29 protein-coding genes are annotated in these 25,873 nt (G+C 60.9%); 17 read left to right on the plus strand and 12 right to left on the minus strand.

The window, feature by feature from the left end; all coding sequences use genetic code 11:
• Position 1 precedes the first annotated feature (1 nt).
• The 4 genes from CAG02_RS01690 to CAG02_RS01705 all read right to left on the minus strand — a co-directional run bounded on the left by CAG02_RS01690 (position 2) and on the right by CAG02_RS01705 (position 6,451).
• Positions 2-3,079, minus strand: coding sequence for an efflux RND transporter permease subunit (locus CAG02_RS01690; RefSeq protein WP_085709874.1), 3,078 nt, complete (start codon positions 3,077-3,079; stop codon positions 2-4).
• On the minus strand, positions 3,076-4,242 hold the full coding sequence (locus CAG02_RS01695; protein ID WP_085709873.1) for an efflux RND transporter periplasmic adaptor subunit: 1,167 nt from the start codon (positions 4,240-4,242) through the stop codon (positions 3,076-3,078). Before CAG02_RS01695 ends, CAG02_RS01690 begins: the two co-directional genes overlap by 4 nt.
• The gene (locus CAG02_RS01700; protein ID WP_085709872.1) at positions 4,239-5,657 is read right to left on the minus strand and encodes an efflux transporter outer membrane subunit; all 1,419 of its coding nucleotides are present in this window, start codon (positions 5,655-5,657) and stop codon (positions 4,239-4,241) included. Before CAG02_RS01700 ends, CAG02_RS01695 begins: the two co-directional genes overlap by 4 nt.
• A gap of 104 nt (positions 5,658-5,761) precedes the next feature.
• Positions 5,762-6,451 (minus strand): response regulator transcription factor, encoded by a 690-nt coding sequence (locus CAG02_RS01705; RefSeq protein ID WP_085709871.1) that lies wholly within the window; start codon positions 6,449-6,451, stop codon positions 5,762-5,764.
• Between the two features lie 117 nt (positions 6,452-6,568).
• Between CAG02_RS01705 and CAG02_RS01710 the strand changes: the two genes are divergently transcribed.
• Together CAG02_RS01710 and CAG02_RS01715 are read left to right on the plus strand one after the other, a co-directional pair.
• Positions 6,569-7,261, plus strand: coding sequence for a response regulator transcription factor (locus CAG02_RS01710; RefSeq protein WP_085709870.1), 693 nt, complete (start codon positions 6,569-6,571; stop codon positions 7,259-7,261).
• Positions 7,239-8,612, plus strand: a complete 1,374-nt coding sequence (locus CAG02_RS01715) for a sensor histidine kinase KdpD (protein ID WP_085709869.1) — start codon at positions 7,239-7,241, stop codon at positions 8,610-8,612. The genes CAG02_RS01710 and CAG02_RS01715 overlap by 23 nt, the downstream gene beginning before the upstream one ends.
• 13 nt (positions 8,613-8,625) lie before the next feature.
• On the opposite strand, the gene CAG02_RS01720 is transcribed toward CAG02_RS01715, so the two are convergent.
• Positions 8,626-9,543 carry a LysR family transcriptional regulator gene (locus tag CAG02_RS01720; protein WP_085709868.1) on the minus strand — a complete coding sequence of 306 codons (918 nt, stop codon included), beginning with the start codon at positions 9,541-9,543 and terminating at the stop codon, positions 8,626-8,628.
• A gap of 66 nt (positions 9,544-9,609) precedes the next feature.
• Here CAG02_RS01720 and CAG02_RS01725 point away from each other — a divergent pair, with 66 nt between their 5' ends.
• Positions 9,610-10,227, plus strand: a complete 618-nt coding sequence (locus CAG02_RS01725; protein WP_085710177.1) for a LysE family translocator — start codon at positions 9,610-9,612, stop codon at positions 10,225-10,227.
• Between the two features lie 125 nt (positions 10,228-10,352).
• Positions 10,353-10,772, plus strand: coding sequence for an organic hydroperoxide resistance protein (locus CAG02_RS01730; protein WP_085709867.1), 420 nt, complete (start codon positions 10,353-10,355; stop codon positions 10,770-10,772).
• A gap of 13 nt (positions 10,773-10,785) precedes the next feature.
• Here the strand turns inward: CAG02_RS01730 and CAG02_RS01735 are convergent, their stop codons facing one another.
• Positions 10,786-12,216 (minus strand): amino acid permease, encoded by a 1,431-nt coding sequence (locus CAG02_RS01735; RefSeq protein WP_085709866.1) that lies wholly within the window; start codon positions 12,214-12,216, stop codon positions 10,786-10,788.
• Between the two features lie 108 nt (positions 12,217-12,324).
• Positions 12,325-12,783 (minus strand): GNAT family N-acetyltransferase, encoded by a 459-nt coding sequence (locus CAG02_RS01740; RefSeq protein WP_085709865.1) that lies wholly within the window; start codon positions 12,781-12,783, stop codon positions 12,325-12,327.
• Positions 12,784-12,968: 185 nt separating this feature from the next.
• On the opposite strand from CAG02_RS01740, the gene CAG02_RS29750 reads away from it, so the two are divergent.
• Positions 12,969-13,130 (plus strand): hypothetical protein, encoded by a 162-nt coding sequence (locus CAG02_RS29750; RefSeq protein ID WP_170931554.1) that lies wholly within the window; start codon positions 12,969-12,971, stop codon positions 13,128-13,130.
• Between the two features lie 100 nt (positions 13,131-13,230).
• Here the strand turns inward: CAG02_RS29750 and CAG02_RS01745 are convergent, their stop codons facing one another.
• Together CAG02_RS01745 and CAG02_RS01750 are read right to left on the minus strand one after the other, a co-directional pair.
• On the minus strand, positions 13,231-13,656 hold the full coding sequence (locus CAG02_RS01745) for a cupin domain-containing protein (RefSeq protein WP_085709864.1): 426 nt from the start codon (positions 13,654-13,656) through the stop codon (positions 13,231-13,233).
• Between the two features lie 122 nt (positions 13,657-13,778).
• The gene (locus CAG02_RS01750) at positions 13,779-14,675 is read right to left on the minus strand and encodes a transcriptional regulator GcvA (protein WP_085709863.1); all 897 of its coding nucleotides are present in this window, start codon (positions 14,673-14,675) and stop codon (positions 13,779-13,781) included.
• Between the two features lie 107 nt (positions 14,676-14,782).
• Here CAG02_RS01750 and gstA point away from each other — a divergent pair, with 107 nt between their 5' ends.
• Positions 14,783-15,394, plus strand: a complete 612-nt coding sequence (gene gstA / locus CAG02_RS01755) for a glutathione transferase GstA (RefSeq protein WP_085709862.1) — start codon at positions 14,783-14,785, stop codon at positions 15,392-15,394.
• Between the two features lie 23 nt (positions 15,395-15,417).
• Here the strand turns inward: gstA and CAG02_RS01760 are convergent, their stop codons facing one another.
• Positions 15,418-16,104, minus strand: coding sequence for an alpha/beta hydrolase (locus CAG02_RS01760; RefSeq protein ID WP_085709861.1), 687 nt, complete (start codon positions 16,102-16,104; stop codon positions 15,418-15,420).
• 166 nt (positions 16,105-16,270) lie between these two features.
• Here CAG02_RS01760 and CAG02_RS01765 point away from each other — a divergent pair, with 166 nt between their 5' ends.
• On the plus strand, positions 16,271-16,867 hold the full coding sequence (locus CAG02_RS01765; RefSeq protein WP_085709860.1) for a paraquat-inducible protein A: 597 nt from the start codon (positions 16,271-16,273) through the stop codon (positions 16,865-16,867).
• Entirely contained in the window at positions 16,864-17,535 is a 672-nt protein-coding gene (locus tag CAG02_RS01770) for a paraquat-inducible protein A (protein ID WP_085709859.1), read from the plus strand. Before CAG02_RS01765 ends, CAG02_RS01770 begins: the two co-directional genes overlap by 4 nt.
• A 10-nt stretch (positions 17,536-17,545) precedes the next feature.
• Here the strand turns inward: CAG02_RS01770 and CAG02_RS01775 are convergent, their stop codons facing one another.
• Positions 17,546-18,295 (minus strand): SDR family NAD(P)-dependent oxidoreductase, encoded by a 750-nt coding sequence (locus CAG02_RS01775; RefSeq protein ID WP_085709858.1) that lies wholly within the window; start codon positions 18,293-18,295, stop codon positions 17,546-17,548.
• A gap of 165 nt (positions 18,296-18,460) precedes the next feature.
• Between CAG02_RS01775 and CAG02_RS01780 the strand changes: the two genes are divergently transcribed.
• The 9 genes from CAG02_RS01780 to CAG02_RS01820 all read left to right on the plus strand — a co-directional run bounded on the left by CAG02_RS01780 (position 18,461) and on the right by CAG02_RS01820 (position 25,069).
• Positions 18,461-19,357, plus strand: a complete 897-nt coding sequence (locus tag CAG02_RS01780) for a LysR family transcriptional regulator (RefSeq protein ID WP_085709857.1) — start codon at positions 18,461-18,463, stop codon at positions 19,355-19,357.
• Positions 19,358-19,457: 100 nt separating this feature from the next.
• Positions 19,458-20,318, plus strand: coding sequence for a putative selenate ABC transporter substrate-binding protein (locus CAG02_RS01785; RefSeq protein WP_085709856.1), 861 nt, complete (start codon positions 19,458-19,460; stop codon positions 20,316-20,318).
• On the plus strand, positions 20,315-21,112 hold the full coding sequence (locus CAG02_RS01790) for a phosphonate ABC transporter ATP-binding protein (RefSeq protein ID WP_085709855.1): 798 nt from the start codon (positions 20,315-20,317) through the stop codon (positions 21,110-21,112). The genes CAG02_RS01785 and CAG02_RS01790 overlap by 4 nt, the downstream gene beginning before the upstream one ends.
• Complete coding sequence (locus CAG02_RS01795; protein WP_085709854.1) at positions 21,106-21,933, plus strand: ABC transporter permease; 828 nt, start codon at positions 21,106-21,108, stop codon at positions 21,931-21,933. Before CAG02_RS01790 ends, CAG02_RS01795 begins: the two co-directional genes overlap by 7 nt.
• On the plus strand, positions 21,930-22,697 hold the full coding sequence (gene phnE / locus CAG02_RS01800; protein ID WP_085709853.1) for a phosphonate ABC transporter, permease protein PhnE: 768 nt from the start codon (positions 21,930-21,932) through the stop codon (positions 22,695-22,697). Before CAG02_RS01795 ends, phnE begins: the two co-directional genes overlap by 4 nt.
• 119 nt (positions 22,698-22,816) lie before the next feature.
• On the plus strand, positions 22,817-23,251 hold the full coding sequence (locus CAG02_RS01805; protein WP_248739680.1) for a hypothetical protein: 435 nt from the start codon (positions 22,817-22,819) through the stop codon (positions 23,249-23,251).
• Between the two features lie 138 nt (positions 23,252-23,389).
• Positions 23,390-23,935: a PAAR domain-containing protein gene (locus tag CAG02_RS01810; RefSeq protein WP_085709852.1), complete on the plus strand. Its 546-nt coding sequence runs from the start codon at positions 23,390-23,392 to the stop codon at positions 23,933-23,935.
• A 10-nt stretch (positions 23,936-23,945) separates the two neighbouring features.
• The gene (locus CAG02_RS01815; RefSeq protein ID WP_085709851.1) at positions 23,946-24,728 is read left to right on the plus strand and encodes a hypothetical protein; all 783 of its coding nucleotides are present in this window, start codon (positions 23,946-23,948) and stop codon (positions 24,726-24,728) included.
• Positions 24,713-25,069, plus strand: coding sequence for a hypothetical protein (locus CAG02_RS01820; protein WP_085709850.1), 357 nt, complete (start codon positions 24,713-24,715; stop codon positions 25,067-25,069). The genes CAG02_RS01815 and CAG02_RS01820 overlap by 16 nt, the downstream gene beginning before the upstream one ends.
• A gap of 213 nt (positions 25,070-25,282) precedes the next feature.
• Here the strand turns inward: CAG02_RS01820 and CAG02_RS01825 are convergent, their stop codons facing one another.
• Positions 25,283-25,759, minus strand: a complete 477-nt coding sequence (locus CAG02_RS01825; RefSeq protein ID WP_085709849.1) for a hypothetical protein — start codon at positions 25,757-25,759, stop codon at positions 25,283-25,285.
• Positions 25,760-25,873 lie beyond the last annotated feature (114 nt).

Genomic DNA, 25,873 nt, shown 5'->3' on the forward strand with positions numbered 1-25,873 from the left:
GTCAGGAAGCCTCAATGACCTCGGCGGCGTGTGCCTTGCGCCGCCGACGCTCGAACCACAGGTAAACCACCGGCGTGGTGTAGAGCGTCAGGATCTGCGAAACCGCCAGACCACCGACAATCGCAATGCCCAGCGGCTGACGCAATTCCGAACCGGCACCGTGCCCGAATGCAAGCGGCACAGCCCCGAGTAATGCGGCCAGCGAAGTCATCAGAATCGGACGCAAACGCAACAGGCACCCTTCCCTCACCGCCTCACGCGGCGACAAGCCACGCTGCTGCGCCTGCAAAGTGAAGTCGACAATCATGATCGCGTTCTTCTTGACGATGCCGATCAGCAGAATGATCCCGATCATCCCCAGCACCGACAGATCCTGCCCGCACAACATCAAGGCCAGCAGCGCGCCGAAACCGGCGGACGGCAAGGTCGAGATGATCGTCAGCGGGTGGATCGCGTTTTCATACAACACCCCGAGCACGATGTAGACGGTCAGGATTGCCGCCAGAATCAGCCAGGGTTGCGACTTCAGCGAGTCCTGAAATGCCTGGGCCGTACCCTGAAAACTGCCCGCCACGGTGTCAGGCATGGCGACCGCCAGCGACGCCTGATTGATCGCGCTGACCGCCTCGCTCAAGGCATGCCCCGGCGCGAGGTCGAACGACAGGGTAATGGCCGGGAACACGCCCTGATGGTTGATGATGATCGGCACCTGCTCGGTCTTCAGGCTGGCCAACAGGTTCAGCGGCACCAAGGCCCCGGAGCTTGCGCGAACAAACAGATGTTCAAGGGTCGCGGTGGACGTTTGCCAGCTCGGATCGAGTTCGAGAATCACATGGTTCTGATCCAGTTGCGTGAACATGGTCGCAATCTGCCGCTGACCGAACGCGTCGTACAGCACGTCATCGATAGCTTGTACGGTTACGCCAAGACGCGCAGCGGTCGGACGGTCGATCACCAGCGTCGATTGCGGGATGGCCTGCTGCTGGTCGGAAGTCACGTGCTGCAATTGCGGCAAAGTCTTGAGTTTGGCCAGCAGCACCCCGCTCCAGTGATCCAGCTCGACGCTGTCCGGGTCCTGCAGGGTGTACTGATACTGGGTCTTGCTGGCCCGGCCGCCGATCTGGATGTCCTGGTTGGCCTGCATGAACACCTTGACCCCGGACAACCCGTCCAGCGCCGGTTGCAGGCGCTGGATGACCTGCGCGGCGCTGGCCGTGCGCTCGCTGAACGGCTTGAGGTTGATCATCACCTTGCCCTGGCTGACCGTCGGGTTCGGACCGATCCAGAAATACACCCGCGCCACCGCCGGATCCTGACCAATGATCTCCGCCGCACGGTTGACCTGCGCACGCATGGCCGTCGGCGAAATGTCCGCCGCCGCTTCCGCCACACCTTGAATCAGACCGTTGTCCTGCTGCGGGAAAAAGCCTTTGGGGATGCCGACATACAACACCGCCGTGGCCGCCAGCGTGGCGATGGCCACCGCCATGGTGATGCGCTGATGATCGAGCACCCAGTCCAGGCTGCGCCGATAGCCGTTGTGCAAGCGGTCGAACACCCGCTCGCAGGCCTGGGCAAAGCACCCCTCCTCCTGATCGGCATGGGGTTTGAGCAGCCAGGCGCAGAGCATCGGGGTGATGGTCAGCGAGACAATGCCGGACATGATGATCGCCACACTGACGGTCACCGCAAACTCGCGCATCAAGCGCCCGACGATGCCGGACATCAACAGAATCGGCAGGAACACCGCAATCAGCGACACAGTCATCGAGATGATGGTGAAGCCGACTTCGCGCAAGCCATCGACCGCCGATTGCAGGCGCGATTTGCCCATCTCCAAGTGTCGGACGATGTTTTCCATCACCACGATGGCGTCGTCCACCACGAACCCGACGGCAATCGCCAGGCCCATGATCGACAGGTTGTCGAGGCTGTAGCCGAGCAGATACATGACGCCGAACGTGGCCACCAGCGACAGCGGAATGGTCAGGCTGGGAATCAGCGTGGCGGTGGCCTTGCGCAGGAACACGAAGATCACCACGACCACCAGCGCAATCGACAGCAGCAAGGTGAACTGCATGTCATTGACCGACGCTTCGATGGTCTGGGTACGGTCGCCCACCACTTGCACCTGCACGTCGCGAGGCAAGGACGCGGTCAGCTCGGGCAACTTGGCCTTGATCGTGGCGATGGTCGACAGCAGGTTGAAACCCGGTTGCTTGTGGATGTCGACGATGACCGTCGGCTCGCCACCCAGTTGCGCGGCTTGCTGGGTGTCCTCGGCTCCGGCGATGACCCGGCCCAGATCGCCGAGTTTGATCGGCATGCCGTTTTTATAGGCGACGACCTGATCGCGATAATGCTGCGGATCGAGCAACTGGTCGGTGGCGCCAAGGGTGATCGAGCGGCTCTGGCCATCGAGCGTGCCTTTGGGCTGATCGAGGGTGCTGACGCCAATCACGCTGCGTACGTCTTCCAGTGTCAGACCGCGAGCGGCCAGCGCATCGGGATCAATCTGCACGCGCACCGCCGGTTTCTGCTCGCCATGGAAATCCACCAGCCCGACGCCGGGCATTTGCGACAGACGCTGGGCGATGTAGTTGTCGGCGTAGCGATCCAGCTCCGGCAGCGTGCGGGTCGGCGACGTCACCGCCAGCGACAGCACGGTACCTTCGGCCGGGTTGACCTTGTTGAAGGTCGGCGCGCTGGACATGGTCTTGGGCAGGTTCGGGGTGGCGGTGTTGATCGCCGTCTGTACGTCCTGCGCGGCACCGTCGATGTCCCGCGACAGGTCGAACTGCAGCACCACCTGGGTCTTGCCGGCGGCGCTGGATGAAGTCATCGAAGTGACTTGCGGCACGGCGGCGAAGGCCCGCTCCAGCGGCGTCGCCACCGATGACGCCATGGTTTCGGCGCTCGCTCCGGAAAGTTTGGCGGTGACCTGAATGGTCGGGAAATCCACCGTCGGCAGCGGCGCCACCGGCAACTGGAAGTACGCGAAAGCCCCGAGCAGCATGACGCCGAGCGCCAGCAGGCTCAGCCCCACACGCCGTTGAATCAGTCCGGCCAGCGCATTCATCGGGCGGCCTCCGCCAGATCGGCGCTGGTGTCAGTTTTTACCGGCACAACTTTCAGCCCCGGCGCCACCCGCGACTGGCCCTGCACCACGACGGTTTCGCCGGCATTCAGGCCCTGACGAATCCACTGTTTGCCGTCCACCACATTGGCGGCGTCCACCAGACGCGGCTGTACCCGCTGATCGGCATCGACCACATAGACGAAATTACCCTGACGCCCCAGTTGCACCGCATCGGCGGGTACCACGGCCACGTCGCGATGGGTCTGCACCAGCAGGCGCGCACTCACCAGTTCACCCGGCCACAGTTTCGCGTCGGCGTTGTCGAACTGCGCCTTGAGCTGGATCTGCCCGCTGGTCGCCGTCACCTGGCTGTCGATGAAGCTCAGATGACCTTTGGCGATTTCCTGTTGGCCATCGCGGGTCATGGCGACCACTTGCAAGGCACCTTTGGCGTTCTCTTCGAGGATCTCCGCCAGTTCGTCCTGGGAGACAGCGAACGCGACGGAGATCGGATTCATCTGGGTAATCGTCACCAGCCCCGTCGCCTCGGCACCGTGGGCAATCGCGCCGACATCCAGCAGACGCTGGCCGGTGCGGCCGGTCAGCGGCGCCTTGACCTGAGTGAACTCCAGTTGCAGCCGCGCCGCATCCAGCGCCGCCTGATCGGCCTGCACCGTCGCCTGTTGCGCCGCGAGTTGGGCGCGGTAAGTGTCGACGTCCTGGGTCGGCCCGGCTTTCGCGGCTGCGAGTTTGCTGGCCCGGTCGAGATTGACCCTGAGGTTCGCCAGTTGCGCCTGATCCTTGGCCAGCAACGCCTGCGCCTGGGCGACCTGGGCCTGATAGACCCGTGGATCAATCACCGCCAACAGGCTGCCGGCGGTGACGGTCTGCCCCTCGTTGAACAGGACTTTCTGCAACTCGCCGTCCACCCTCACCCGCACATTGACGCTGTTGAGCGCCTGCACGTTGCCGATGGCACTGATCCACACCGGCAGATCCTGACGGATGACCTTGCTCATCTGTACCGGGATCGCGCCGGCATCAGTTTTTACCGGCGCAGCGTGGGCCTGTTTGATCCATTGAAAACCGCCGACGGCCACCGCCAGCGAAAGTGCCGCGACGCCCAGGAAAACGGTGCGACGACGTGGGTGCAGGACAGTCATGGATGAGTCACCTGAACAGAAGAATTGAGTGCCAGAGCGTCAGCGGAAAAGTCCCCGCCCAGGGCCCGGAACAGGCCGACCGCCGCTTGAAGGTGTTGCAGACGAACCTGCAACAGCGTGTCTTCGGCCTGATATTGCGTGCGTTCGACGATCAGCAGCGTCTGGAAGTCGGTGGAGCCGAGGCGGTAGCGGACTTGCGCCAGACGCGCTGCTTCCCGCGCCGAATCCACCGCCGAGGCGTTCAACGCGTAGCTCTTGTCGAGTTCCCGGGCGGCGCTGATCTGGGTTTCGACGTCTTGCAGGGCTTCGACGATGGACTCGCGATAACTGGCGGTCAGTTCCTGTACGTGGGCCTGATCGAAATGCAACTGGCCCTTGAGTTGGCCCCCGGCAAACACCGGTTGCCCGAGGGTGCCGATGACACTCCAGATCTGCCCGCCAGCGAGGGTGTCGATGCCGCCCAGCAGGTCCAGCGACAGGTTGGGCAGGAACGCCGCACGGGCCACGCCGACATCGAAGTTGGCAGACTTCAGCCGCGCTTCGGCAGCCTGAATGTCCGGCCGCTGACGCAGCAGGCCGATGGGCAGACCGGTCGCCGGTTGCGGCACCTGCACGGCGCCGAGGCTGTCGCCCTGCAAATGGAAACCCTCGGGTGGCGCACCGACCAGCACCGCCAGTTGATACAGCGCCTGATCCCGCTGCTGACGCAGAGGTGGCATCGCCGCTTCGAAGGTCTGCATGGCGTTGCGCTGCTGGGCGACTTCGAGATTGGAAACGGCGCCCTGACTGGCCTGGATTTCCACCAGATCGAGCACCTGGCGGGCATCGTCGGCGATGGACTGAGCCAGACGCAGACGCTCTTCCAGCGACAGCACCTGAAAGTAACTGTCGGCAATGCTCGCGCTCAGGCTCATGCGCAGGGTCTGGGCATCGAACGCGGTGGCGTTGGCCAGCGCATCGGCGGAATCGGCGGCGGCGCGCTGCTTGCCCCAGAAATCCACTTCATAGGTGGCTTCGGCAAACACGCTGCGTTTTTGCGTGGTGCCGTAGTTGTTCTGGCGCTGATAGTTGCCGCCCAGGTTCAGCGCCGGATATTGCCCGGCGCCGGTGACCTGCGCGGAGGCCCGCGCCTCGTCGATACGGCTGATCGCGGCTTTGAGGGTGAAGTTGGAGGCCAGCCCACGGTCGATCAACTGATCCAGCTCGGCGCTGTGAAACTCGCGCCACCATTGACCGCCCGCAGCGAATTGACCGCCAGAAGCCGCGTTCCACTGTTGGGCCAGCGGCAACTCGGGCTGCCGATACTCGGGCACCATCGAACAGCCGCCGAGGGTCAGTACGCCCAGCAGGACCAGCGTCGCTGATGATTGAAATGCAACGCGCCGTCTGCGCGCCTTGGTCTTTGGAACCGACATGAGCAAGCTGTCTCCCCGCTTGAGCCTTTGTGGAGCGATCCACGAATGCGGCGAAGATAGCGAGGGGTGCCTGCCAGAGCGTTCCCCGGCAGATAAACTTTTGTTTAGCCTTGCTCGGGCGTCGTCTGGAAGCTGTAGCCGGCGCCGGGGATGGTTCGGATCAGCGAGTAGTCAAAACCGTCATCGAGTTTGCGCCGCAAACGGTGGATGTGTTTGTCGATGACGTTGTTGTTGGGGTCGAAGTCGTAGTCCCAGGCACTGTCGAGCAGCATGTCGCGGGTGACGATCTGGCCGCTGTGGCGCATGAGTTTTTCCAGCAACAAGGCTTCGCGGTGCTGCAAGGCAATCACCTTGCCCCGGCGTACGGCCGTGCGTGTCGCACAATCCAGCTGCAACTCGCCAACCACCAGTTGCCGCGCCGGCCCCGCGACCTGATCGCGCCCGCGCAGCAAGGCTTCGAGCCGCGCCAGCACTTCGGCGAAGGCATAAGGCTTGGCCAGGTAATCATCACAACCGGCCTGCAAGCCTTCGACCTTCTGTTCGGTCGAGGCCTGGGCACTGAGCATCAGGATCGGCACCCGCACCTCCCGGGCGCGCAAGGCCTTGATCAGGCCGATGCCGTCGAGACCGGGCAGACGCCGGTCGACGATCAGCACGTCGTGAATGCCTTCCAGCGCCATGTCCAGACCGCTGTTGCCATCGCCGGCGACATCGACCACATGCCCGCTTTCGCTCAAACCGCGCAGCAGGTAAGCGGCGGTCTGGGCGTCATCTTCAACCACGAGAATGCGCAAGGCACCTACTCCATCAAGCCAACCTGAACTTTTATTTATCCGGCGGGAACGTGGCGCAACCGCAGGCTTTGCCACACTATGCCATCTCTGCCTGATGATGTGAGTGGTTCAAAAGCCATGACCCATGTTCTGGTCGTCGAGGACGACTTGCCCACCCGCCGCGAAATCGAAGCGGCGCTGACTGACCACGGTTTCACCGTGAGCAGTGTCGACAATGGCCGTGAAGGCTTGCTCAAAGCCCTCGGCGAGCCGTTCGACCTGATCGTGCTCGACCGCATGCTGCCCGGCGGCCTCGATGGTCTGGGCGTGCTCACCGCGTTGCGCGCCGCCAGCGTGAATACGCCGGTGCTGATCCTCAGCGCCCTGAGTGCGCTGGACGAACGGGTACGCGGCTTGCGCGCCGGTGGCGACGACTACCTGACCAAACCCTTCGAATTCATCGAGCTGACCGCCCGCCTGGACGCCCTGAACCGACGCCGGGCCGAACCGGTGGCCGTGACTCAGGAAACCCGTCTGAAGGTCGGTAACCTGGAGGTCGATCTGTTGAGCCGCACCGTGCGCCGTGGCGAGCGCACCATCGATCTGGTGCCCCGGGAATACGCGCTACTCGAACATCTGGTGCGCCACGCCGATCAGGTGGTGACCCGCACCATGCTCTTCGAAGCGGTATGGAATTACAGCTATGACGAACGCACCAACGTGATCGAAGTGCACATGAGCCGCCTGCGCCGCAAAGTCGATGGTGACGGCGAGCCGCCGATGATCCATACCATTCGTGGAGCCGGGTATGTCCTCCGTTCACCTGAGTGAAATCCCGCGCACCATCAGCTTTCGCACAGCGTTGCTGTTTCTCGGGCTGTTCGGCTGCTCGTTTCTGGCGTTGTTCGGTTACGTCTACTGGCAAACGGCGTTCTACCTGAAGACCGAGGCGGACACCGCCCTGTATCGACAAGTGGAAAACCGCAGCGCCCAGCCGCCGGAACTGCAATTGCAGGAGATCCGCAAACACGCCCTGCAGGACGTCGAAGCACGCCTGCCCCACAGCCTGTTCGACGCCGACGGCAAATTCATTGCCGGCGTGATCAAAGAACTGCCGCCCTTCTCCGCCTACGACAAACCGCAGGAATTCCGCTGGCTCAAGTCCAACGGACACCATCGGCCGGTGCGCTTCATCGTGCATAAACTGGCGGACGGCAAAACCTTGCTGGTCGCCCAGGACGTCCACGACATCCGCGAGTTCGACGAACTGCTGATCAACGCGCTGATCTCCGGTGGCCTGCTGCTATTGCTGGTCGGGCTGCTCGGCGCCGTGGTGCTGGGTTATTCGGCGCACCGGCGGCTGGACAAGGTCAGTCGCTCGATCAAAGGCATCATCGAAGGTGATTTGAAAGGACGTTTGCCGGTCAAGGGCAACAACGATGACATCGACCGACTGGCCTCGGTGGTCAACGGCATGCTCGATGAGCTGGAGCGTTTGATGAGCGAAGTCAAAGGCGTGTGCGATGACATCGCCCACGACCTGCGCACTCCGCTGACGCGCCTGATCGCCGGTCTGGAGCGCACCCAGCGCAGAGGTCTGGATGAAGAGCAATACGCCGCCAGCATCGATGCGGCGTTGACCGAGGCCAAAGCCCTGCTGCTGACCTTCAAGGCCCTGCTGCGGATTTCCGAAATCGAAAACAGCGCCCGGCGCAGCCACTTCGCGCCGCTGGACCTGAACCTGATCAGCGCCGATGCCGCCGAACTGTACGAACCGCTGGCCGAAGAACGCGGCATCAGCCTGACCATCGAAAACAGTCAGGCCCCCGCGATCATGGCCGGTGACGCACAACTGCTGTTCGACGCCCTGTGCAACCTGCTCGACAACGCCATCAAGTTCTCGCCCGACCACAGTCAGGTGCGCCTGAGCGTGATTGCCGATCATGACAACGTCGGAATCCGCGTCACCGACAATGGCCCCGGCATTCCCCCGGCCGAACGCGAAGCGGTGTTGCGTCGGTTGTACCGCGCGGAATCCAGCCGCCATACGCCGGGCAACGGCTTGGGCTTGAGCATGGTGTCGGCGGTTGCGCGCCTGCATGACATGCGGGTGACGGTAAACGATGCGGCGCCAGGCTGCCGGATTGATTTGCTGGGCAAGGCAACGCCGGCCAGCCATTGAAAACCGACAGGCCTCAACCCACCGACCGCAACCACTCCAGCAAATCCATTTCCAGACTGCCCGGTTTGGGAGGCGTGGGCGACAGCAGGCAATAATGCGAGCCGTCTTCAACGAAGCCTGCCGGTGCGGCCAACACCCCGCTTTCGATATCGTCGCGGACCAGATGCCACGGACCAATGGCCACTCCAAGGCCCGCGACAGCCGCCTGAATGCTGAAGTAAAAATGCTCGAAAGCCTGCATCTGTGCCGCAGGAACCGGCTGGCCCGCTGCGGTGGCCCATTCCTGCCAGGCCGTGGGTCGGCTGCTCGTTTGCAGCCGAGGCGTCGTGGCGCGCAGGCATTTCCCGCTTTCATCGAACCACTGACCAACTTTATCCGGCCGACAGACTGGCCCGACCTTCTCGGCAAACAAGCGCTCGGCGTGGTAACCGAGAGGCCGGGGGAAATCGTCACGGCGAATGGCCAGGTCGATTCCCTGTTCAAATGAAAACGGCCCGCCGCCGGCCACCAGATGAATGTCCGGGCCGTGATGTTGTTTCTGGAAATCACTCCAGCGCGGAATCAACCAGCGCATCAACAGCGTGGGCTCGCACGACAGGACCAGCCGCCGCGTACGGCGCGCCTCAGTGCGGATCTCGCGGACGGCCTGGTTCATCACTCCCAATCCTTCGCTCACCGCTTTCAGCAGTCGCCTGCCCGGGTCCGTCAGGAAAACTCTTCGTTGGCGCCGCTCGAACAGGTCAACGCCCAGATCCTCTTCAAGCAGGCGCACGGCCCGGCTGATGGCGCCGGGTGTCAGATGCAGCTCGTCAGCCGCACGGGCGAAGTTCTCGAACCGGCCGGCGGATTCGAAGCAACGCAGCGCCAGCAGAGACGGCATACGCCCCTCGGAAAACGGTGAGTCAGACTCACCATCTGCTTCAGAAATCATCGTTAGTTCCAGCGTTCGTTTTCGTTAAAGATGGATTTCTATCACCAACCCACCCAAGGTTCCACCATGAGCGAATGGATAGTCGTAATCACCATCACACTGCTGGCATGCATCAGCCCCGGACCGGACTTCGCCCTGGTCTCGCGTAACGGTTTGCTGCTCTCTCGACGCGCAGGCGTACTTACGGCGATGGGCATTGGCCTGGGCGTGCTGGTGCATGTCGGCTACACCCTGCTCGGGCTCGGATTAGTGCTGCAACAATCGCCCTGGTTGTTCAATGCACTGAAACTGGCGGGGGCTGCGTATCTGGTTTATCTGGGCATCAAGATGCTTCGCTCCAGACCTGAGGTTCAGCAGCCGGATGCTGCGTCACCTGTCCTGTCGGATCTGGCCGCGTTGCGTTCAGGTTTTCTCACCAATGCGTTGAACCCCAAAACCTCGATTTTCATCGTCAGCCTTTTCATGGGTGTCGTCCGGCCGGACACCGGCCTGCCGGTACAAATGGCCTACGGGCTGTTCATTGCCGGAGCGCATGTGTTGTGGTTCAGCCTGGTTGCGCTGTGTTTCTCGGCCGGGCGGGTGCGGGAGAAACTGCTGGCGGCACGGCAGTGGATTGACCGGGCGTTCGGCGGCCTGCTCGTGGGCTTCGGGGTTCTGCTGACGCTGTCTCAGCGATCAGGCTGAACGCATTGCTACACAGCGATACATAACCCCCGTTTCATGACACATCCCCGGTACATGCCGATGCAAAAGTGTGGGCCATCGGAGCCTTCCTTCCGACTCAACCACTCACACAGGCAGACCTTCTCATGATCAATCAAATCGACACCGTGCTGTACACCGGCAAGACCCGCACCACCGGCGGACGCGATGGCGCCTCACGCAGTTCCGACGGCAATCTGGACGTCAAGCTGTCGCCACCGGGTTCCAACGGCAGTGGCACCAACCCGGAACAACTGCTGGCGGCCGGCTGGTCGGCCTGTTTCATCGGCGCCATGGGCAAAGCGGCGGCTGCGCTGAAGATCAGGCTGCCGGCGGATGTGGCGGTGGAAACCGAAATCGATCTGGGCAAGACCGGCGACGCGTTTTTCCTCCAGGCACGCTTGAATGTCAGCCTGCCGGGGCTGGAACCTTCGGTCGCCCAGTCGCTGGTGGAAGCCGCGCACCAGACCTGCCCTTACTCCAAGGCCACGCGCGGCAACATCGACGTGACCCTGCGCCTGATCTGAATCCCGATCCTTCCTATACGCCCGAGGCAGTGCCTCGGGCGTTTTGTTTTGCCGGAACAGACGCGTTCGGCTGTCCATGCTGACGGGTGGTCACCAGCCCGATAAAGGAAATCGCCAGCGCCAGGCCAATGGTCGACGTCACTTCCAGACGATGCTCCGGCGTCACCATCATCACCGCGAGCGCGGCGCAGATGAACACCATCACCAGATACGTCAGCCACGGAAACAGCCACATGCGAAAGGTCAGCTCGACATTTTGCCGAAGCAGCATCCGGCGCATGCGCAGCTGGGAAACCGCGATCACCAGGTACACCAGCAACGCGATGGCACCGGAACTGGCGAGCAGGAATTGAAACAGGCCGGCAGGCATGAAGTAGCTGAGCAACGTCACCCCGGCGCCGATGACGCTGCTGGCAATCACCGCCGCCCTCGGCACACCTGCGCCGGAAGTCACTTTCAATGCGTGCGGTGCATCGCCGCGAAGCCCCAGGGAAAACAGCATCCGCGAAGCGATATAGATCGACGAGTTCATGCAACTGGCCACGGCGATCAGCACCACTACATCGACCATGAATTTGGCGTGGGGAACGTTCATCAGTTCCAGTGCGCGCTGATAGGAACCGACGGACGCCAGCAGCGGGTCGTTCCAGGGCACCACGGAAATCACCACGAAAATCGACAGCAGGTAAAACACGCCGATACGCCAGATCACCGAACGGGTGGCCTTGGCGATGTTCTGTGCCGGATTGTCCGATTCGGCGGCGGCGATGGTCACCGCCTCGGTGCCGATGAAACTGAACATGATGGTGATGAAGGCGCCGACCACCGCCGACAGACCATTGGGGGCGAACCCGCCGTGTTCTTCCATCAACCGGCTGAGGCCGCTGGCTTCACGCTCGGGAATCCAGCCCATCAGCACGGCAAAACCCACGCCGATGAAACCGATGATCGCCACGACCTTGGCCATGGCGAACCAGAATTCGAACTCGCCGTATTTGGAGACACTGAACAGGTTGGTAATCACCAGCAGGATGATCGACACCAGCGCGAACAGCCAGGCATCGATCTGGGGAAACCATTGATTCAAGACATGCCCGGCGGCCAGCGCTTCGATGGGGATGACCAGCACCCAGAACCACCAGTAGAGCCAGCCGATGGTGAAGCCGGCCCAACGGCCGATGGCCTGATCGGCGTAGGTGGAGAACGATCCGGTGTCCGGTCGGGCCACCGCCATTTCCCCCAGCATGCGCATGACCAGCACCACCAACAGGCCGGAAAACAGATACGCCAGCAACACCGCCGGCCCCGCCGCCGCGATGGCGTGCCCGGAACCGACAAACAACCCCGCGCCGATGATTCCTGCGATTGACAACATGGTCACGTGGCGAGGCTTGAACCCCTGCGCCAGTTGACCGCTCGATTCCTTCGAATTCAGGCTGTTCATTGTTTTTGTTGTTCTCTGATGGACGCCTCACCTTACGTGGCTGAAGTTGAACGCAAATAGCTCGAGTGCGGCATGCCGATGCCTGATTTCGACATGCCCGGGTGACGGTCAGCGAGAGCCGACAAGCGTTTTGCGCATGAAAACCCGGGCAAATCCGTCCTCGGTGGCGCGATGGGTTTCCACAAAACCGAGCTTTTCATAGATGGCGACGTTCTCGGTCATCCGCTCGTGGGTGTACAGCCGCACCGCCTCGCAACCGAGACTCAACGCATGCTTTTCACAGAAGGTCATCAGCACTTTGCCGAGGCCCTTGCCCTTGTGCCGGGGCGACACGGCGACGTTGATCAGCAGCAACTCCTTGCCTTCCTGGCTCATCACCAGCACACCGAGGATTTCATCGTTTTCGGTCAGCACGAATGTGTCGGTTTCGCGCAGCACTTGTTCGTAGTCGTCGAGCATCGGCGCGGGTTTGCGGCCGATGCGCGGGATGTAGGGGCTGTAGGCCTCATCGACCAGTGCGGCGATGGGCGCGGCGTCTTCGGGTCGGGCGCGGCGGAGGGTCTGCAAGGGGAACCTCTTCAGTGATGGTGATTGAGGCGCTCAGCATGCGATGGATGACGATCCCGGAGCAAATCCACCGCCCCGCCGTAGCACAATTGAAGCGCCCGAGGATGAACATACGTTCACCAAAAACCTCGCCGGATGCGTCTAGTCTGCGGATTCCAACATAGTGACTACAGGAGTAACCCACCATGTTCTCGCACGAAAGCATCCCGCTGATCATCCTTTTCATCATCCTGCTGCTTGGCGTGCTGACGGCTGTTTTGCATACGGTGCATGCGTTTTTCAGCTGGCTCAAGCGGCGCAAGCAAAGGGCATCTGCCGGGGTTGTGAAAGAGGTGGATGCGCGCTGAAGTTGCTTCAGTTCGAATCGGGCGGCATCAGTCTGCGTTGAATCCGCCGACAACAAAAAAGGCCTGCCACATTGGCAGGCCTTTTCAGTATCCCGGGGAGTTATTGCTTGAGGATCAGCAACGGCTCACCCTTCTTGACGATGTAAGTCGCCAGCTCCGAGCCCTTGTCGTTGCCGATGTTCTTCGCGATGTGCGCCACGCCTTCCGGGATGAACAGCGAATCGCCGGCCTTCAGCGTCACCGGTGCCCGGCCTTCGAGCTGGTATTCGAAGGTGCCGCTGATGACGTAGGCGACTTCAACGCCCGGGTGTGCGTGCCGCGGCGAGGTGATGCCCGGTTCGAAATCGACCCGGGCCTGGATCACTTCGCGATCCGCAGCGCCCAGGTCCTGATGCACCAGATCGGTACGGCTCAGGCCTTGTTGCCAGCTCTTCGCCGGGGCAGCAGATTGAGTGTCGGCGGCGTTTGCCAGGCCGGTCATTGAAACCAGTACGGCGGCTGCGGTCATCAGGAGTGTGCGGCGCATGGTGTTGCCCTCTTGGAAGTAGTGAAGTGACGCCACTACTTTGAGGATGGCATGTACCGGGAATGTGTCCCGATATCGGCGCTTGTTAGCTCACTGTGTATAAGGGCGGGATTGATACACGCTCATACAACTCGCACCACCTGCGACAGCCACTGCCTAAAGGCGACGATCTTTTTCGAACCGGCGTTATCATGGGGCGTGACGAAGTAGAAACCCGAGTCGGACTTGAGCCGCAAATCAAACGGCGCCACCAGCCTCCCCGCGCGTAAATCGTCCTCGACGTAGGTCGATCGCCCGATACACACGCCCTGCCCGTCAATCGCCGACTGCACCGCCATCATGGCCAGGTCGAAGGTCAGGCGCGGGCCTTTGGCCGGGAGCGGCGGTTGACCTGCGGCGTTCAGCCAGGCGCTCCAGTCATCGGCAGTCTGCCCGCTGACGTGCAGCAAAGTGTGCCGGGCCAGATCAGCCGGCGCTTTGATCGGATCCGGCCCGGCGAGCAGGCGCGGGCTGCACACCGGGAATATCTCGTCGGCCATCAGCCAGTCGGCGCGCAGTCCCGGCCAGTTTCCGTTGCCGTAGCGGATCGCCGCATCGATGCCGCCCTTGCGAAAGTCCACCAACTCCGTGGACGCACTGATGCGCACATCGATCTCGGGAAACGCCTCACGAAAGGACGGCAGACGCGGCAACAGCCATTTGGATGCAACCGAAACCAAAGTGCTGATCGTCAGGACGCTTTGATTGTTCGCCTCCAGCAAACGCTCGGTCGAATGGCGCAGCTCCATAAACGCCGATCGAATACCGGGAAAATAAGCGTTGCCCTCATCGGTCAGCGCCAGTCCGTCCTTCAAACGCATGAACAGGCGTACGCCGAGTTCATCTTCGAGGCGGCGGATCTGATGGCTGATCGCGGTTTGCGTGACGTTCAGCTCTTCGGCGGCGCGGGTAAAACTCAGGTGTCGGGCCGCACATTCGAAGGCGCGCAATCCATTGAGCGACGGTAGTCGGGTTTGCATGGGGCTTCTTGAGTCCATGAGATTTTGTCATACGCTAGCACCGCAGATGTCCTTTGCGAAGCGCCGCCACAATGCCGGATTCTGGGCCTTCATTTGAAGGAGAACCCATGAAACTGTACTTCGCCCCCATGACCTGTTCGCTGGCCCCGCACATCGTCCTGCGTGAACTGGGCTTGCCGTTTGAGCTGATCCGGGTCAACAACCAGACCAAGCGCACCGCCGACGGCAGCGACTTTCGCGAGATCAATCCAAAAGGCTATGTGGCCGCACTGATGCTCGATAACGGCGATGTGCTGACCGAAGGGCCGGCAATTCTGCAATACCTCGCCGACCTTGCTCCCGACCAGAGACTGGCCCCGGCCAATGGCACCTGGGAGCGCTCGCGGTTGCAGGAGCACCTGAACTTCATCAGTTCGGAAATCCACGGCGGCAGCGCGCCACTGTTCAGCAGCGAAATCCCGGAATCCACTAAAACGATCTTCAAACACAAACTCTTCAAACGTCTGGATTACCTGAACCGCGTCCTTGCGACCCAACCCTTTCTGATGCAGGCGTTCGGTGTGGCGGATGCCTATTTGTTCACGGTTCTGAAGTGGTTGCCGACATTCAGCATCGCCATCGAAGACTGGCCAGCGCTGGCGAACTACATGACGCGTATCGCCGAGCGGCCCGGCGTGATGGCTGCGATAGCGGAAGAGGAAGCCACGCAACCGGTCTGAAGCGCCCGGTTGCGTGGTCGGTGTCAGGCCTTGGCGGCCTCGTCGATCAGCGCCGCCACTTCCGCAGCGCGGGAGGCCAGCGACGCGTGGCTGGCGTCGAGGGTGATGACTTTCTTCGCATTGAGCCGGGCCGACATGCGTTTCTGGTTGTCCGGGTGAATCATGTGGTCCTGACTGGAAATCTGATACCAGGACGGCTTGTGCTTCCACGCCGGATCACTGATGACATCGCCGAAAGTGCTGGCCAGCGGCGCTTTCTGGGTGACGGCCATCACCAGCGCCTCATCCGCCGACAGGTCCTGGCAGAAGCTTTCATGGAACTTGTCGGCCTTGAGCCAGAGGAACCCGTCGCTGTCCGGGGCGAGATTCGGCGCGGCGGCGGGCAGATGTTCCTGAGTGATGCCGCCGGGACTTTCGCCCTGATCCGGGGCGAAAGCGGCGATGTACACCAGCCCCGTTACATTCGGTTGATTGCCGGCCTGGGTGATCACCGCCCCGCCGTAGGAATGCCCGACCAGCAACACTGGCCCGCTCACTTGAGCGACCATTTTGCGCGTGCGCTCGGCGTCGTCGGCCAGTGACGTCAGCGGCATCTCCACCGCCTGAATCTTGCTGTAACCCTTGCGCGACAGTTCGACAATGACCTTGCCCCAATGCGCGGCCCCGCCCCAGAACCCGTGTACCAGCACAATCGTCGGTTTTTCACTCATGGTCCTGCTCCTGCTCGTAATGAATTCGGCGCCAAGGAGTATGGAACGCTTCCACAAACCCGGCGGGCCGGCAGACCAAAGGTGCATTTCGGGATGTGACAGTTGTCGGATGCCCCAACGCGCCTATATTGAAGAAGGTTCAAGCCCTCCTCCCCTCGAGCGCCCCATGGCCACGACTTATCACCTGATCATCTGCGAGCACTGCGACTGCGTGTACGAAAAAGCCACGCTCGCCCGCTACCAGAAATCACTCTGCGCCCGCTGTGGCGGCGTGCTCCAGCGCCACAACAATCTGAGCGTGGAACAGCGTCTGGCCCTGAGTTTCACCGCCGCGATGCTGTGGCTGTTCGCCAATTTCTACCCGGTGATGAGCATCAGCATGAAAGGCCTGAAAAACAGCGCGACCCTGTGGGATTCGGTGCTGGCCCTGAGTCAGGGGCCGATCACCTTCATGGCCATGGTCGCGGCGATCTCGATCATCATCGCCCCGGCCTTTCAACTGGTTTTGCTCATCTGGGTATTGAGCTTCGCCCTCGCCTCGCGCCGCTCGCCGGCCTTCAAGCTGTGCATGCGCTGGCTGGAAGCGCTGCGGCCGTGGAGCATGCTCGAAGTGTGCCTGCTCGGGGCGATGGTGGCGGTGTTCAAACTGGCGGGCATGCTCGATGTGATCCCCGGCATCGGCCTGTTTGCGCTGGCCGTGCTCAGCCTGTTGCTGATCCGCGTTGCCGGACGCGACATACGTGATTTGTGGGACATCCTGTGAAACGACCACCGACCGCCAGCGAACTCAACCTTTGCCTGTGCCACAGCTGCGGGCTGGCCTGCGACATGACCGACGAACCGCACCAATGCCCGCGCTGCGACGCGCCGCTGCACCGGCGCAAGACCAACTCCCTGGCCCGGACCTGGGCCTACATGTTCGCCGCCCTGGCGTTTTACGTGCCGGCGAATCTGCTGCCGGTGATGAACACCACCCTGCTCGGCAACGGCGCCGACAGCACCATCATGAGTGGCGTGCTGGAGTTCTGGGAACACGGCGCGTGGGACATTGCGCTGATCATCTTCATCGCCAGTATTGCGGTGCCGGGGATCAAATTCATTGCGCTGACGCTGCTGCTGGTCACCGTGCAACGGGACAGCCACTGGGCGCGCCGGGAACGTTCGAAGCTGTACCGGTTCGTCGAGTTGATCGGCTACTGGTCGATGCTCGACGTGCTAGTGGTCGCACTGGTGGCGGCGCTGGTGAAATTTCAGGCGCTGGGGGATATCGAACCGCGACCGGGGATTCTGTTCTTCGGGCTGGTGGTGGTGTTCACCATGCTCTCGGCCATGAGCTTCGACCCGCGCCTGATCTGGGACAAGGCGCCGGCCGAGGAAACCGATGAAACAGACGAGCCCCGACACTCGAATGAACAAGTGCCGGGGCATTGAGTGTCTCCAATCAGATCTGCGCGGTGCCGCCGTCGACGAACAGTTCGATGCCGTTGACGAAGCTGCTGTCATCCGAAGCCAGGAACAGCGCAGCCTTGGCGATCTCGCTCGGTTCACCCAGACGCCCGATCGGCACCACCGACGCCAGTTGATCAAACAGCCCCTGAGCGTGTTCCGCCGGCACCAGCCCTGCCAGACCTGGCGTACGCACCGGGCCGGGGCTGATGGCGTTGACGCGGATGCGCCGAGGTTTCAAGTCCAGCAACCACGACCGGGCGAAGTTGCGCACGGCGGCTTTACTCGCGCTGTAGACGCTGAAGTTTTCCGTGCCTTGCACCGAAGTGGTCGAGGAAGTCAGCAAGATTGAAGCGCCATCGCGCAGCAGCGGCAGCGCCTTTTGCACAGTGAACAGCGTGCCCTTCACGTTGGCGTCGAAAATCCGGTCGAAGTGCTCTTCGGTGATCGCCCCCAGCGGCAGCATGTCGCCGCCACCGGCATTGGCGAACAGGATGTCGAGGTGCCCGGCCTTCTCGGCGATTTCGCGGTAGATGCGATCCAGATCGTCCAGCTTCGCCACATCGCCCTGAATGCCGATGGCACGAGGACCGATGGCGGTGACCGCTTTGTCCAGTTCGGCCTGACGACGGCCGGTGATGAATACCGTGGCGCCCTGGGCGACGAATTCCTGCGCCGAGGCCAGGCCGATGCCGGTGGTGCCGCCAGTGATCAGTGCGATTTTGCCTTCAAGTCTGTTGCTCATGATGTGTCTCCAATAACCGTTTCAAGGAAGGTGACGGGTCGTAGGTGAGCCGTTGGAAGCGACTTTAGGCCGGTGGATTGAATTGAAAAATCCGCAAAATCGGTTTTGTTTGTGCACAGATATGCACAATACTCAGCCCTGTCTTCGATCCTTGAGTGCAGCCCGATGAATCAGTTACTGGCGATCCGCGTGTTCGCCCGCGTCGTGGAAAGCGGTTCGTTCACCAAAGCCGCCGACTCGTTGAACCAGCCGAAAACCACGGTCAGCAAACTGATCGGGCAACTGGAAAGCCACCTCGGCGTGCGCCTGCTGCAACGCACCACCCGGCGCCTGACCGTTACAGCCGACGGCGCTTCCTATTACCAGCTGACCCAACAACTGCTGCATCAACTGGACGACATCGATCAGGGTTTCAGCCAGGCCCAGGGCTTGCCGCGCGGCAGGATTCGCGTGGACATCGGCGGCTCGACCGCGACCATGCTGGTGATTCCCGAATTGCCGAAGTTCTTCGAGCGTTATCCGGACATTCAGGTCGATCTGGGCGTCAGCGACCGCCCGGTGGACTTGATCAGCGAGCGCGTCGACTGCGTGATTCGCGGCGGCCCGCTGACCGAACAGGCTCTGGCTGTGCGCCGCCTCGGAGAAGTGTCCTGGACCACCTGCGCCACGCCCGACTATTTGCAGCGCCACGGCACGCCGATGCACCCACTGGAGCTGGCCCGGCATCAAATGATCGCCTATCGCTCGGCCTCCACCGGGCGCATCCTGCCGTCGAACTTCCAGCGCAACGGCGAACGCCATCAAATCGAAGGCAAAGGTCTGGTCAGCGTCAACGAAAGCAACGCGCATCTGGCGGCCGGATTGGCGGGGCTGGGGATCATTCACACATTCAGCTACACAGTCAGGGCGGCCATCGAACGCGGCGAACTGGTGCCGATCCTCACCGACTGGCGCCCGCCGGCGTACCCGTTCCACCTGCTGTATCCGCCGAACCGGCACCTGAGCAACCGCGTGCGGGTGTTCATCGACTGGCTGGTGGAGCGCTTCGCGCAGGTGGACTGAGCTTCGCTGTCGCGCCGATTCGTCTAACCTGACGTTGCAGCCGCCGACGTTTTTCCGCAGGCTACGCACCGATCCTGACGCCCATGAAACGGAGATTCCCATGCTCAAACGCACCCTGGCACTGACTGCAGGTCTGGCCCTGTCCTTTTCCACCCTGCTGGCCCAGGCCGCAGACGTGTTGAAAGTCAGCGCGATTCCCGACGAGGCCCCGACCGAACTGCTGCGCAAGTTCGAACCGCTGGGGGCTTATCTGGAGCAGCAATTGGGCATGAAAGTGCAATTCGTTCCCGTGGCCGACTACCCGGCCGTGGTTGAAGCCCTGGCCACCGACCGCCTCGACATGGCCTGGCTGGGCGGTTTCACCTTCGTCCAGGCACGGCTGAAAACCGACGCCACCACGCCGGTGATCCCGCTGGTGCAGCGCGAGCAGGACGCACAGTTCACCAGCAAATTCATCACCGCCGACCCGAACGTAAAAAGCCTCACCGACCTCAAGGGCAAGACCTTCGCCTTCGGTTCGGTATCGTCGACCTCCGGCAGCCTGATGCCGCGCTACTTCATGCTCAAGGACGGCATCAAACCCGAGACCTATTTCAGCCGCGTCGGCTACTCCGGTGCCCACGACGCCACCGTCGCCTGGGTGCAGGCCGGCAAGGTCGATGCCGGTGTGCTGAACGCCAGCGTCTGGCAGAAACTGGTGGACGCCGGCAAGGTCGACACCAACAAGGTCAAGGTCTTCGCCACTACTCCGGCCTACTTCGATTACAACTGGACCGTGCGCGGCACCCTCGACCCGGCGCTGGCAGCGAAGATCAAAAAAGCCTTCCTCGCCCTCGACCCGGCCAACCCCGAGCAGAAGAAAATCCTCGACCTGCAGGCCGCCAGCCGCTTCATCGAAACCAGCCCCGACAACTACAAAGGCATCGAGGAAGCCGCCCGCGCCGCCGAACTGCTGAAATGACCCTGAGCCTCAAGCAAGTCTTTCTGCACCACGCCAACGGCGTCGAAGCCCTGCGTGGTGTGGATTTGCAGATCAACAGCGGCGAGCAGGTGGCGATCATCGGCCCGTCCGGCGCCGGTAAATCCAGCCTGCTCAACCTGTTGGCCACCGCCATTCGGCCGAGCAGCGGCGACATCGACGTGCTGGGCCAGCGGGCCTGGCACTTGTCCGCCCGTCAGCGCCAACACCTGCGCGCAAAAATCGGCCTGGTGCATCAGGCACCGCCCCTGCCGCCCCGGCAACGGGTGGTGACGGCGGTGCTGGCCGGCAAACTCGGGCAATGGAGCCTGGGCAAAAGCCTCATCAACCTGCTGCACCCACTGGACATCCCCGGCGCCCGCGCGGCATTGGCGCGGCTGGATCTGGCGGACAAACTCTTCAGCCAGTGCCAGCAACTCTCTGGCGGGCAGTTACAGCGGGTGGGCATCGCTCGCGTGCTGTATCAGGCGCCGGACGTAATGCTGGCGGACGAACCGGTATCGGCCATGGACCCGGTCCTCGCCGGGCACACCCTGACGGTCCTGTCTCGTCATGCCCAAGAGCACCACGTCACGCTGGTGGCGAGCCTGCACGCGGTGGAACTGGCGCTCGCCCACTTCCCGCGCATCATCGGCTTGCGCGAGGGGCAAATCCTGTTCGATTGCCCGTCCGATCAAGTCAGCCACGACATGCTCGACAGCCTGTACGCCAACGAACAACTGCAATCCCCGGCGCCGGCCCTGACGCCGCTGATTGTGCAGATTCCACGATGCTGAGCACCGACACCCGCGACCCCGCTGCACTGCCACGCCTGTTGCTGACACTGCTGGCGATTGCCCTGCTGTGGCCGGGCATTCAGCTCAGCGAACTCGACCTCGGCGTGTTGCTGCACGCCGACAGCCAGAGCGAAATGGGCCGCTTCGTCTCGACCTTCTGGCCGCCGGCCCATGACCGGGACTTTCTGCAACTGCTGCTCAAGGCCACCCTGCAAACCCTGGCCATCGCCACCGCCGGCATGGCGTTGGCACTGATATTGGCGGTGCCGGCCAGCCTGCTCGCCAGCCGCGCCTTGTCACTGTCCGCCGCATCCCACGGTGGCCGCCCGAGCCTGCTGGGCCGGTTGCTGCGCTGGCCGGTGCGCGGGTTGCTGATCTTCCTGCGCAGCGTGCCGGAAATCGTCTGGGCGCTGCTGTTCGTGCGCGCCGTCGGCCTCGGCCCGGCAGCGGGCGTGCTGGCGATCGCCATCACCTACAGCGGCATGCTCGGCAAGGTCTACGCGGAAATCTTCGAATCCACCGACCAGCGCCCGGCCCACGCCTTGCTCCAGGCCGGCAGCGGACGCCTGGCCAGTTTCGCCTACGGCGTGCTGCCCAACGTCGCGGCGGAACTGCTCTCCTACACCGTGTACCGCTGGGAATGCGCGATCCGCGCCTCGGTGGTCATGGGCTTCGTCGGCGCCGGCGGCCTCGGCCAACAGATCGACCTGTCGATCCGCATGTTCGCCGGCGGCGAAGTCGCCAGCATGCTCCTGACCTTCCTCCTGCTGGTGCTCGGGGCCGACCAACTCAGCCGCCTGCTGCGCTGGAGGCTGACATGAAGCGCCTGATCAACACGGCGCTGATCCTCGCCATCGTCTTCGCCGTCATCGCCTCGTTCGCCTACCTGGGCCTCGACCTCGAAGAACTCGGCAGCGCCACCAGCCTTAAACAAATGGGCTCGTACGTTGGCCGCTTCCTGAGCCCCGACTTCAGCGCCGGTTACCTCAACGCCATCCTCCACGGCGCCATGGAAACCCTCGCCATGTCCGCCCTCGGCACCCTCCTCGCCGCCGTCCTGGGACTGCTATTGGCACTCCCCGCCGCCGGGCGTTTTGGCTGGCCATTACAAAGCGCCGCCCGCCTGCTGCTCAACGGCCTGCGCGCCATTCCTGAATTGGTGTGGGCTGCGTTGATGGTGTTTGCAGCTGGCCTCGGTCCTAACGCCGGCACCTTGGCTCTGGCCCTGCACACCACCGGTGTACTGGGGCGGCTGTTTGCTGAGGCATTGGAAAATACGCCGCCAGAACCGGCGGAAGCGATTCGGCTGCAAGGGGGAAATCCGGTTGTAGCGTTCTGTTACGGGACCCTGCCGAACCTGGCGCCGCAGTTGCTGGCGTATTGTTTGTATCGGTGGGAGAACAACATCCGGATGGCCAGCGTGCTGGGGTTTGTCGGCGCTGGCGGGCTGGGGCAGATGTTGTATGTAAGCTTGAGTCTGTTTCAGGAGGCGCAGGCGGGGACGGTGATTTTGGCGATGTTGGGGTTGGTGCTTGGGGTGGATTCGTTGAGTGCTTGGAGTCGGGGGCGGTGGGTTAAGGCGTAGGTTGATTAACCTTTGAAACGGGCTAAAAGCAGGTACTCGGAAGGTCCGCTTTCGGCCATAAGCGGACGTTCGGCAAGCACATCTGGCAGTATGTTTTTCTGACAAACCTGTCCGAATCCATGGCAAAACTGATTGGCGAGTACTTTTACCCTATGAACAGAGGTCTGAGTGATGACAACCTTGATTACGTACTTGCGGTCATTGAAAAGGCCCCAAACACGGAATTAAGTGTGATGTGTGAACACCTGCAGATCGACAGTCGCGACCTTTTGAACCAATTGGCAATCTCAGTAGCAAGACTGTTTATCACGGGCACCCGCGATTTTCATTACTGCGATGAGGTGATGAATATTGTCATCAGCGATATCGTCGACTTGTCCATGCACACGGAAATGCCCCAGCCGGCATTTTCTATCTACCAGGCATTTGATGCAGGCGAGTATTGGCACAGCGACGATGACCGGGATGTATTTCCTTGGGAGAAGTGGACGCGGCCTGAGCTGAAGAGAATTTTGCGTGATGTCGACGACGGCGCAAACGGGCTTTCGAGGTAGGTTCGATTCGAGCCCGAAAGACCGCTTATGGCCGAAAGCAGTCCCCTACCAGGATCCGCGATTGATCAAAAAGTGATAGTGGGCGTGGAGTTCGTGATAGATTCTGCCGCCCAAGAGAGCTTTTGACAGGACGTCACCATGGCCAAGCCGGCTGCGCGTAAGAGCGACCCATCTAACTGCCCTTTACCAGGGCATGGCACCAACTCCATCGCCACAGGTTCTTCTGATGTTTTTTTTGACGGCTTACCCGCTGCGCGTCAGGGGGATACATGCACCTGTGGCAGTGCGCTGTCCTCTGGTCTCTCTTCAACCGTTTTCATAAACGGCAAGAATGCTGCGACCATCGATACCGCCGGTACCCATGGCAGCATTGTAATCGGCGGATCGTCGACAGTGATCATTGGTGATACTCACTCACCTTGTGAGTTTATCCCGCCTGAGCCTATAGCTGGGCATGCTAGGTGGATCGCCTTCAGAATTCCTGCTGACGAGAGCTATAAAGGCTTATCGTGTACTGCGCATTTCGAGGACGGTTCTTCGCTTCCTGGTGTGTTTGATGAAGACAACGCGGTCAAATTTTCTAACCCATCAGGCAAGACGTGCGTGATGCTCAAGTTTGAAGAGCAAGCAATCACAGAGTCCTCCTCTCTGACCGAGAGTCTTTTGAATACAATTTTAGGATAAGGATCATCCTATGACAGAGCCGTACATTGTCACGGGTAGCTATGTTGTTCAGCGTGAGCATGCCTTGCGAGATTCACCCCTCGATAGAGCGTTAGAGCTAATGGAGGGCGCTGCACTGAGATTTTCTTTGGATGCCATCTCTGACGAAAAAATCAGGGCTAGCTATCTGAGGAACATTAAACGCATGTCTCAGCAAACGATGGAGGACGTGAAAGCAGGAAAGATAACAGCGCAAGAAGGTGTAGCGTTCAGCCATGAAATGCGAAACAAAATTTTGGTGGAGCATCGCAAGTGGACCTCTGCGCAGGGCCTGGCAGTAGTACAAAGGAAGAAAAAAGACGGTAGGACACTGAAATGGCTTATGGATCGTTATTCCAACGATCTCTTCAAGAAAAGTTATGAAAGCCTTTCAGCTGCAGAGCAAAAGAAGGTTCATTACACCATTTTGGAAGCCGCTGGCCGGGATGATGCCAAGTTCACGAAAGGCACTAAAAAAATGCTGATCATGGGCAAGCTTGGCGTTCTTGTAACCGCTGCGCTGGCAACTTATCAAATCCTGAATGCCGAAAACAAACCCAAAGAAACGGCCCGACAAGGCATCATTGTCGGAGGAGGCGCGTTAGGCGGCGTACTGGCTGGGATGGGCGTCAGTGCATTATGTGGCCCAGGAGCACCGATTTGCGCAATTGCCGTCGTCTTGGTTGGATCCGTAGCCGGTGGCGTCGCGGGCGGCGTGGTAGCGGGCTCGCTTGATGAGGAACTAGAGGAGTTTTCGCATTGGGACATTTTCTGACCGAGCCACAACTGACAGAGGTCAGATCCGCACTGTCTGAGCCATTCAACTATTTTCCGACCGATTACGACTATGTCGCGCGCCAAGTCAAAGGCATAGATCCTGACGTGCTGTGCGAAATATTTTTTTCGGAGGTAGCGCCAGTGTGCTTCTCCAACATTGCAGCAGCCTTGCCCTCTGTCTGGACAGGATTTGACCCCGACTGGCTCAGAGTTACGATCGAGGAAAGGCTGGCGGCGCGTGAGCATAATTGGCTACGCAGGCAGATTGATAAGGTGCTGGTTCAATGGTTGAAGTACAACTACGACTATATGTGGAAGGAAATTGCTTGCAGACTTTGATCCGGAACGAAAATAGACTTTTGACTCGCTGATTTTTTCAAAGCCATCGATCTAGCTGGCTTCACTTTATGCTTATAACAGATCCCATTTATCAATTATTACCAATCACAGGCCGCCAAAAGTGACTGAGCATTCACTACACTCCTCATATCGTGAGTAAAAATGGGACAGGTAAAAATGGGGACAGATTTATTTTTAGTCCCCATTTTTAATTCACTCTGGAAACATTTTGAAATCCTTGTAGTAGGAATTCACGGTTGAAAGTCCGACCTTGTAGAACTCGAGCGTTACGGCTGCTCTACCAAGCTCTACCCAGAGTAGTTGTGCCTTTTGGATATCATTGAGCAGAGCCCAGCCAGCAAGGGTCTGCCTTGTTGAAACGATGACCGGAGGACGAGAGGTCTGATTCAGTATCCTGCCCATCCGAAGGACATCCATTTGCGTGGTTTTGTTTTGCGTAAAGCGGATGTAGCAATGTGCTGGCAGGTTTGTTCTATTTTGCGCTCCGGCAGCAAGGGCTGCCCGAGCATACAGAACAGCCAAGTCACTTTTGTCCGAGTGGAATACGGATTCTATTAACTCGCCGCCACACCGGACAAGGTTATCCACGTCACTGCTACTGAGGGACTCTACATAAAGCTCGCCAGCCATGCTTGCCTCCTTGTCTACTGGAAAATAAATCTGTCCCATTTTTTCTATCCTTTAAAGAAAAAAGAAAAACGGGGTCCGTTTATACGTCCTTGATTTACTCCAAAAACCTAGGCGCCCCCTCTGTCCCATTTTTGTACGAAGGTCCCTGAAAAA

Origin of the sequence: Pseudomonas sp. R43(2017), from assembly GCF_002112345.1 — a bacterium.
Lineage (GTDB): Bacteria > Pseudomonadota > Gammaproteobacteria > Pseudomonadales > Pseudomonadaceae > Aquipseudomonas > Aquipseudomonas kribbensis.

Coding starts and splice junctions, on each gene's coding strand:
- CAG02_RS01690 (WP_085709874.1), bottom strand. CDS start 3,079: ATGAATGCGCTGGCCGGACTGATTCAACGGCGTGTGGGGCTGAGCCTG.
- CAG02_RS01695 (WP_085709873.1), bottom strand. CDS start 4,242: ATGACTGTCCTGCACCCACGTCGTCGCACCGTTTTCCTGGGCGTCGCG.
- CAG02_RS01700 (WP_085709872.1), bottom strand. CDS start 5,657: ATGTCGGTTCCAAAGACCAAGGCGCGCAGACGGCGCGTTGCATTTCAA.
- CAG02_RS01710 (WP_085709870.1), top strand. CDS start 6,569: ATGACCCATGTTCTGGTCGTCGAGGACGACTTGCCCACCCGCCGCGAA.
- CAG02_RS01715 (WP_085709869.1), top strand. CDS start 7,239: ATGTCCTCCGTTCACCTGAGTGAAATCCCGCGCACCATCAGCTTTCGC.
- CAG02_RS01720 (WP_085709868.1), bottom strand. CDS start 9,543: ATGATTTCTGAAGCAGATGGTGAGTCTGACTCACCGTTTTCCGAGGGG.
- CAG02_RS01725 (WP_085710177.1), top strand. CDS start 9,610: ATGAGCGAATGGATAGTCGTAATCACCATCACACTGCTGGCATGCATC.
- CAG02_RS01730 (WP_085709867.1), top strand. CDS start 10,353: ATGATCAATCAAATCGACACCGTGCTGTACACCGGCAAGACCCGCACC.
- CAG02_RS01735 (WP_085709866.1), bottom strand. CDS start 12,216: ATGAACAGCCTGAATTCGAAGGAATCGAGCGGTCAACTGGCGCAGGGG.
- CAG02_RS29750 (WP_170931554.1), top strand. CDS start 12,969: ATGTTCTCGCACGAAAGCATCCCGCTGATCATCCTTTTCATCATCCTG.
- CAG02_RS01745 (WP_085709864.1), bottom strand. CDS start 13,656: ATGCGCCGCACACTCCTGATGACCGCAGCCGCCGTACTGGTTTCAATG.
- CAG02_RS01750 (WP_085709863.1), bottom strand. CDS start 14,675: ATGCAAACCCGACTACCGTCGCTCAATGGATTGCGCGCCTTCGAATGT.
- gstA (WP_085709862.1), top strand. CDS start 14,783: ATGAAACTGTACTTCGCCCCCATGACCTGTTCGCTGGCCCCGCACATC.
- CAG02_RS01760 (WP_085709861.1), bottom strand. CDS start 16,104: ATGAGTGAAAAACCGACGATTGTGCTGGTACACGGGTTCTGGGGCGGG.
- CAG02_RS01765 (WP_085709860.1), top strand. CDS start 16,271: ATGGCCACGACTTATCACCTGATCATCTGCGAGCACTGCGACTGCGTG.
- CAG02_RS01775 (WP_085709858.1), bottom strand. CDS start 18,295: ATGAGCAACAGACTTGAAGGCAAAATCGCACTGATCACTGGCGGCACC.
- CAG02_RS01780 (WP_085709857.1), top strand. CDS start 18,461: ATGAATCAGTTACTGGCGATCCGCGTGTTCGCCCGCGTCGTGGAAAGC.
- CAG02_RS01785 (WP_085709856.1), top strand. CDS start 19,458: ATGCTCAAACGCACCCTGGCACTGACTGCAGGTCTGGCCCTGTCCTTT.
- CAG02_RS01790 (WP_085709855.1), top strand. CDS start 20,315: ATGACCCTGAGCCTCAAGCAAGTCTTTCTGCACCACGCCAACGGCGTC.
- CAG02_RS01795 (WP_085709854.1), top strand. CDS start 21,106: ATGCTGAGCACCGACACCCGCGACCCCGCTGCACTGCCACGCCTGTTG.
- phnE (WP_085709853.1), top strand. CDS start 21,930: ATGAAGCGCCTGATCAACACGGCGCTGATCCTCGCCATCGTCTTCGCC.
- CAG02_RS01805 (WP_248739680.1), top strand. CDS start 22,817: ATGGCAAAACTGATTGGCGAGTACTTTTACCCTATGAACAGAGGTCTG.
- CAG02_RS01810 (WP_085709852.1), top strand. CDS start 23,390: ATGGCCAAGCCGGCTGCGCGTAAGAGCGACCCATCTAACTGCCCTTTA.
- CAG02_RS01815 (WP_085709851.1), top strand. CDS start 23,946: ATGACAGAGCCGTACATTGTCACGGGTAGCTATGTTGTTCAGCGTGAG.
- CAG02_RS01825 (WP_085709849.1), bottom strand. CDS start 25,759: ATGGGACAGATTTATTTTCCAGTAGACAAGGAGGCAAGCATGGCTGGC.